This window comes from Helicobacter bilis ATCC 51630, from assembly GCF_000686565.1.
GTDB classification, from domain to species: Bacteria; Campylobacterota; Campylobacteria; order Campylobacterales; family Helicobacteraceae; genus Helicobacter_A; species Helicobacter_A bilis.
The window spans coordinates 1-6,210 of sequence record NZ_JMKW01000075.1 but is presented as its reverse complement, the minus strand read 5'-3'; the positions used below and the strand labels follow the sequence as shown (position 1 = coordinate 6,210).

The following is a 6,210-nucleotide window of genomic DNA, read 5'->3' as shown; positions in this document are numbered from 1 at the left end:
GGATTTAAGAGACTATTTTGCAGAGTTTGACAGGTTTGCTTTATAGGGCAAAAAGAAAGGTTTTTCACATGATTGTTTGTGCTTGTGATGTTGCCTCTTTTATCTCACTTTGTCATGTTGAGCGTAGCGAAAAATCCTTTTTGCAAATAAAAAAGGAAAGGGCAATGAGACAAAGAAAACAAAAGGAACTAAGTATGCGGAAACAAACCACGCAAACAAACCCAGCTTTTTAAGGTTGATGGTGGGCTTTTAATGTTTTTGCCCTTTTTTATGGTAGGAGTTACCTATATGCGTAATGACTATCATAAAAAAGGGCAAATCGTTAAAATATTATCACAAGATGAAAGCTATCAAAAATTATAGAGAAAGGATTAAAACATGTTTGTAGTATATAGTAACCCCAAAAGAAACTTCACAATCATTCCAAATGAAATTATAGACAATGACAACTTAAGCATTCAGGCAATAGCTATTTATACAAAATTAAGGCGAAATTGCTTAGAGTGGAAATTCAGCGCCAAAACAATGGCTAAAAAGTGCGGATTAAACATTAAAACCTTTTATAAGTATCTAAACGAGCTTTATAAAGAGGGATTAATAAAACGAGTGCAACAGCAAGAGAATGGCAGATTTACAAATGAAGTGGCTTATGTGTTTGTAAAAGATTTTAACGAAGTTGAAGCAGAATTAGAAGTAAATAAGCTAGAGTTAAAAGAAGTAAAAGAGCTAGAGAAAGAGACAAGGGTATTGTTAAGCTTAAAAGATAGTGATTCTGTATTACAAGATAGTGAGCCAATAGAATCTTATGAAGAGAAAAAGCCCTTTGCTATTTTAGATAATGGCGAAGTATCTTTGAATGATTTTAGCGGTTTTCGAGTGAAAGGCGAAGGGAGTTATCTAAACGATAATGACCGAGCCTTGAGTGCAGATGCAGTTGCGAAGCAACAAATCCACACTTGCAAATCCGCTAAAAGCAGCAAAGAGACAAACCAAAATATCGTCAGACCAAATTTTACCACACATAATAATATAATAGATATAAACAAAAGAATCCGACAAAGTCGAAAATGAGGCAAAAGATACAAAAAGACAATATGCAATCCTAGACATATCAAAGCTATGGAAGCAATGCAATGAGGCTATTAAAAAAGCAAATGAAAAGACAAGGCAAGAAAAAGCTAAGAAAGAAAGCGAATTGTTTGAGTTTATAAGCCAATTAGAGCCACAAGAGAGAGAAGCATATTTAAATTACATTGAATATCGAAGCGAGAAAAAGAAGCTATCCAAACATACGCTAAAACGCATACAAGCGAAATTTATGCAGTTAAAATACAGAGGCTTTGACATGTTTGCCATTGTAGAAAACACCATAGCTAAAGGCTGGACTGATCTTTATCCAATGCAAACTAAGCAGCAAAGAAAGCATGAAAAAAGAGTTATGGAGTCTAGTGAGTATAAAAGCTTTAGTGAGAGATATAAAGACTTTGATGAAGAAGCGGAATTAGCAAAGTTATTAGCGTTATAAAGGCTGTTTATGTTTGCTTTTGTCATGTTTTCCCTTGAGTGAAACGAAAGGGGGAAATCTCTAGCTTTGTAAAAAAAGAGATGTTTCGCCTTGCGGCTCAACATGACAATAAGGTGGCATGACAAGAAAGCAAAGAGGCAAGGAAAACAAACAACAAAGCTTTCTAAGATTGCGTTATGGCTTTATGGGTTTTAAGTAGTTTTTATGATAGGAGTTACCTAAGCGGTAATGACTATCATAAAAACTACTTAATCCCTTAAATTGCATAACCAAGATGAAAGCTATGATGAAAGCTATCAAAAATTATAGAGAAAGGATTAAGCATGGATATTTTACAAGTTATAAAAAACTCTAGCCATATAACCTGCCAAGAGTTAGAAGCTTTAAACATGATATTTGAAAGCTTAAAAGCCCCTTACAAAGATTATGTTTTGTTTGATTTGGAAAAACGCATATTGTTTGATACACAAAAGCAGAATAAGGCGACAATCATGCTAAAACTTCAAGATTCTATAATCACCCTTGCAAATCTCAAAGCAAGGAGTGCAAGGCTTGATACAAAAGGGCAGTTTATCACAGAATATGAGGGCTTAAGGCTTAAGAGAAAATATTTTATTGCAGAGATTTTAGACACAAAGGAAGCAGGGATTAAGTATTTTTTGCAGGAGTTAGTAGGCAGGGCAATGGATTAATTTAATGGTGCGTCATCTCTTTTGCAAATAAAGAGATGTTTCCAGCTAACGCCTCAACATGACAAGAAACAAACAAAACAGGAAAAGTAACGAGACAAAGAAAACAAAAACCAGCTTTTTAAGGTTGCGTTATAGTTTTTGTAATTTTTTCTACATTTTGACAAAATGTAGAAAATTTGCGAAATGTATAACCAAAATGAAAGCTTTTAAAATAATTAAAAGAAGGAAGAAACAAATGCAACAACAAGGAATACGAACCAGCCTAGAAGCCATTTTCATAAAAAGCTTCATAAATCACACGCTACAACAAAAGGAGCTAGAATCCTTTAATCACATCATAAAAGAGTTTAGCGACACAGCAAGAAAAGCCTATGCAATGTTAGAAGAAATGCTAGAATCTAAAACCTATAACGAAAATCTATTTTTTAACAAAATAGTAACCCTGCAAGATTCTAATTTCCTAAAAGAATACACAGAGGCAAGTAAGATAGCAAATCTAGCCCCACTCATAAAAGAGTATGAATATTGTGTCCAATTAGACAGGCAAGAGGAATTAGCAAGTTACATATTCTCACAAGTGCAACAAAGACAAGTTATACAACTTGACACAAATCTATTAACCCCATATCAATATCAGGCAAAAGCAGATGATTTTATAAGCTTTGCAGATGCAGAAAAAAGCTTAAAACAATATGATCCGCAAAAGACATATTCCACTGGCATTGAGTTTTTAGACACTGCTTTTAATGGCGGACTTGCAACAGGGCAATTAATCCTAATAAGCGGGGATTATGAAGCAGGGAAAACCACACTTACAACACAAATGCTAGAAAATATGAGTGCAAAAGAGATGGTATGCTTTTTTTGCTTTGAATTTACTTTGAGTGCTTATATAAGGAGAAGAAAAGAATACCCAAACCCACTGCTAAAAAAAGAAAATCTCATCACAATTACAGATGGATATGACATAAGAGAGATTAAAGACAAGATAATTTATTTAAACAACACAAAAGGCATAAAAGTCTTTTTAATAGATTCTCAAATGCGAATAGAAAACAATAACACAAAAGTTGGCAATGGTGAAGAGAAAGAGACAGAAAAATTTGAGATTTTAGGAAAATTAGCACATGAAAAGGAATTAATCATACTGCTAATCGTCCAAACAAGCAAAAGCGATCCAGACACACCTTTTAAGAGTAAAAAAGGAGCGCACGAAGCAAGTATTATTATGCACTTAGAAAATGTAGAAAATAAGGATAATTCATTAACAAGTTATGCCATAAAACGCTTAAAAGTAAAGAAAAACAAGCAAACAGGCAAGCATTTTAAAGAAGAAATATTGCTAAACTTTAAAACCCAGCTTTTTGAGAAAGACCCAAAGCATATATATAAGGATAAGGATTATAACACAAAGGATTCAGTAATGGGGGCGACGGTTATAGATTTAAGCGAACTACCTATGTTTTAGCGGTGCGTTGTCTTTTGGACGCTTTTGCTTGATTCTGCGTAAAATGCGGCGGTCATGTATTTTATATACACTCCCTTGCATTTTACTTGAAAACAAACAAAATCGCCTCAAAATACTGCCGCACGAGACTTTTACTTTTGCAGTGAAATGTTGCCACAAGATGAAAGCTTTAAAGGATAAAGAATGATGCAAAACATAAACGAAATAAAGTCTAACATCGACATTGTAGAAATAATACAAAGTTATATTCCACTTAAAAAAAGCGGGGCAAACTACATAACAAAATGCCCTTTTCATAATGAAAACACAGCAAGCATGAGCGTAAGCAAAGCAAAAAATATATTCCATTGCTTTGGGTGCGGTGAGGGCGGAAATGGCATTGATTTTATAATGAAATATGAAAGGCTAGACTTTACAAACGCAATAAAAAAGGCGGGTGAAATATGTGGCATTCAAGTAGAGGAAACACAAAGCAAAGATTATGCAAAAAGCCTAGCAACACAAGAGAAGCTAGAAAAGTTGTATTATAAAAGCTATAAAGCTTTATTGGAGAATGAAAAGCTTGTAGAGTATTTAGCAAAAAGGGGTTTTAAAAAAGATGTATTAGAAGAGTATGGGTTTGGGTATTGCTTAGAGATAGACGAAATAAAAGCGATTTTAGGGACACAACTAGCTTTTTCTTTAGGCTTTTTAACAGAAAAGGGACATAATTTTTTTAAAGATAGAATCTTATTATGTATTAGAGATGAAAAAAATAGGATAGTAGGATTTAGTGGCAGAGTCCATGACTTTGCTAATTTTTATAAGGCAGGAAAATACATAAATAGCAAAGAAAGCTTTTTATACAAGAAAAATAGCATTTTATATAACTACACAAATGCTAGTGAAATTGTAAGAAAGCATAAACATAAAAAACTTTATATTGTGGAGGGCTATTTTGATGCACTCACTTGTAATTTATTAGGTATTCCTAGCCTTGCTATTTGTAGTGCAAATTTACATGTAAATCAACTGCGATTATTAAGCCGCCTTTTAAAAGATGATATAACACTATGTATTGCCCTAGATTCAGATGATGCAGGAAGACAGGGAAGCATAAGGGCGTATAAACTCTGCTTTGAAAATGGATATATTGAGACTAAAATCACACGACTACATAAAGATTATAAAGATTTAAACGAGTTTTACACAAAGGGTGATGTAAAAGACTTGCCATTTATTGAATATGATGGGATAGATTATTGCTTAAAAGTAGAAACAGGTTTAGCAAAAAGCATAAAAGAGAAAAAAGAGATAATACAAGGTTATGAAAAGATTCTAAATAACACAAAAGACATTTTTACAAGAGAGTATATAAAAAAGTATTTAAAGGCTTATATCTCTCTGCCAACACAAGAGCCAAGAGAATACAGCAGCCAAGAGAAAAAAGAACAAGATTTTATATTAACCCAACTAGCAAGAGATAAAAATAAAGTCTTTATCACACAAGATATATTAAATGCAAATGATTTTTCCAATAAAGATGTATTCCAAGATATTTTAGAGAGTAAAGACAGCCCAAGAGTAAGAGAATATCTCTTTAAAGAGATTGAAAGCATAGATACAGAGTTATTTTATAAGATAGTGCTACGATTTAAAATACATAATTTAGAGAAGCAAAGGGGGGATATTTTAAGAAATACACACATTGACATTAATTATATTATGGGGTTGAATGATAAAATCAGCGAGTTAAAAGAGTTGTTAGAAATACCTTTTTAAGTTTGTAAAAAGACACCCCCTTTAAATGAATAAAAAAACAAACTACCATACAAGAAATTAAATAAAAGGCATAAACATGACACAAACAGACAGAATACACGCACTAGGCTATTTAGTAGCACATGAAATAAACCTAGAAAACTTGAAAGAGGATAAAAACAATATCTTTTTAATGCGAGAGGGCAGCGAGATTTTATCCGCAAGTATTGAGATTATAGAAAAAGCAGATACAGGCACAATTGATGTAGGATTTGATTTTTCAAGCGACTTTTTATTAAATGATATTGATTTATCCACTGAAGCGGTGTATAAATCAATGGTTGAGACAAGGTTAAAGCAAGATTCTATGCTAACTATTGAGACAAGTGCGAGAAAAGGAAGAATAAAAGTAAGGGTGTTGTATTTTACATCAGGCACAATTTATAGTTAGCGTTTGTCTTTTGGACGATTTTGCTTGATTCTGCAGAAAATGCGGCAGTCGTGTATGTTTAATACACTCCCTTGCATTTTCCTTGAAAACAAGCAAAATCGTCTCAAAATACTTCACGCTTTAAAGTCTCTAGTTTGCAGTTAAAGCAAACAAGATAACCCCATATTCTAGTATTTGATTATTTGCTTTTAAAGCTTTAAGGTAAAAAATAGCTAGGAGTTATCTTTTGTGATAATGACTAGCTATTTTTAGCCTTAATCTTTGAAATGAAATAACAAAGACGAATATTAAAAAAAGGATAAAAAATGGAAGAACAACTCCCCCCACAACAAGA

General features: G+C 32.9%; 7 protein-coding genes. All 7 read left to right on the top strand.

Annotated elements, in window-relative coordinates:
- The first annotated feature begins 68 nt into the window (after nucleotides 1-68).
- Nucleotides 69-233, top strand: coding sequence for a hypothetical protein (locus tag T368_RS15700; RefSeq protein WP_004084610.1), 165 nt, complete (start codon nucleotides 69-71; stop codon nucleotides 231-233).
- A 145-nt stretch (nucleotides 234-378) separates the two neighbouring features.
- Nucleotides 379-1,071, top strand: coding sequence for a helix-turn-helix domain-containing protein (locus T368_RS0110510; protein ID WP_004084612.1), 693 nt, complete (start codon nucleotides 379-381; stop codon nucleotides 1,069-1,071).
- 124 nt (nucleotides 1,072-1,195) lie between these two features.
- Nucleotides 1,196-1,525, top strand: coding sequence for a hypothetical protein (locus T368_RS0110505; RefSeq protein ID WP_004084613.1), 330 nt, complete (start codon nucleotides 1,196-1,198; stop codon nucleotides 1,523-1,525).
- A 323-nt stretch (nucleotides 1,526-1,848) separates the two neighbouring features.
- A complete protein-coding gene (locus tag T368_RS0110490; protein WP_004084615.1) occupies nucleotides 1,849-2,217 on the top strand; it encodes a hypothetical protein in 369 nt (122 codons plus the stop codon).
- A 235-nt stretch (nucleotides 2,218-2,452) separates the two neighbouring features.
- Entirely contained in the window at nucleotides 2,453-3,685 is a 1,233-nt protein-coding gene (locus T368_RS0110485; RefSeq protein WP_004084617.1) for an RAD55 family ATPase, read from the top strand.
- 183 nt (nucleotides 3,686-3,868) lie between these two features.
- Nucleotides 3,869-5,446 carry a DNA primase gene (gene dnaG, locus T368_RS0110480; RefSeq protein ID WP_027338479.1) on the top strand — a complete coding sequence of 526 codons (1,578 nt, stop codon included), beginning with the start codon at nucleotides 3,869-3,871 and terminating at the stop codon, nucleotides 5,444-5,446.
- A gap of 76 nt (nucleotides 5,447-5,522) precedes the next feature.
- Nucleotides 5,523-5,876 (top strand): hypothetical protein, encoded by a 354-nt coding sequence (locus tag T368_RS0110475; RefSeq protein WP_004084621.1) that lies wholly within the window; start codon nucleotides 5,523-5,525, stop codon nucleotides 5,874-5,876.
- Nucleotides 5,877-6,210: the final 334 nt, after the last annotated feature.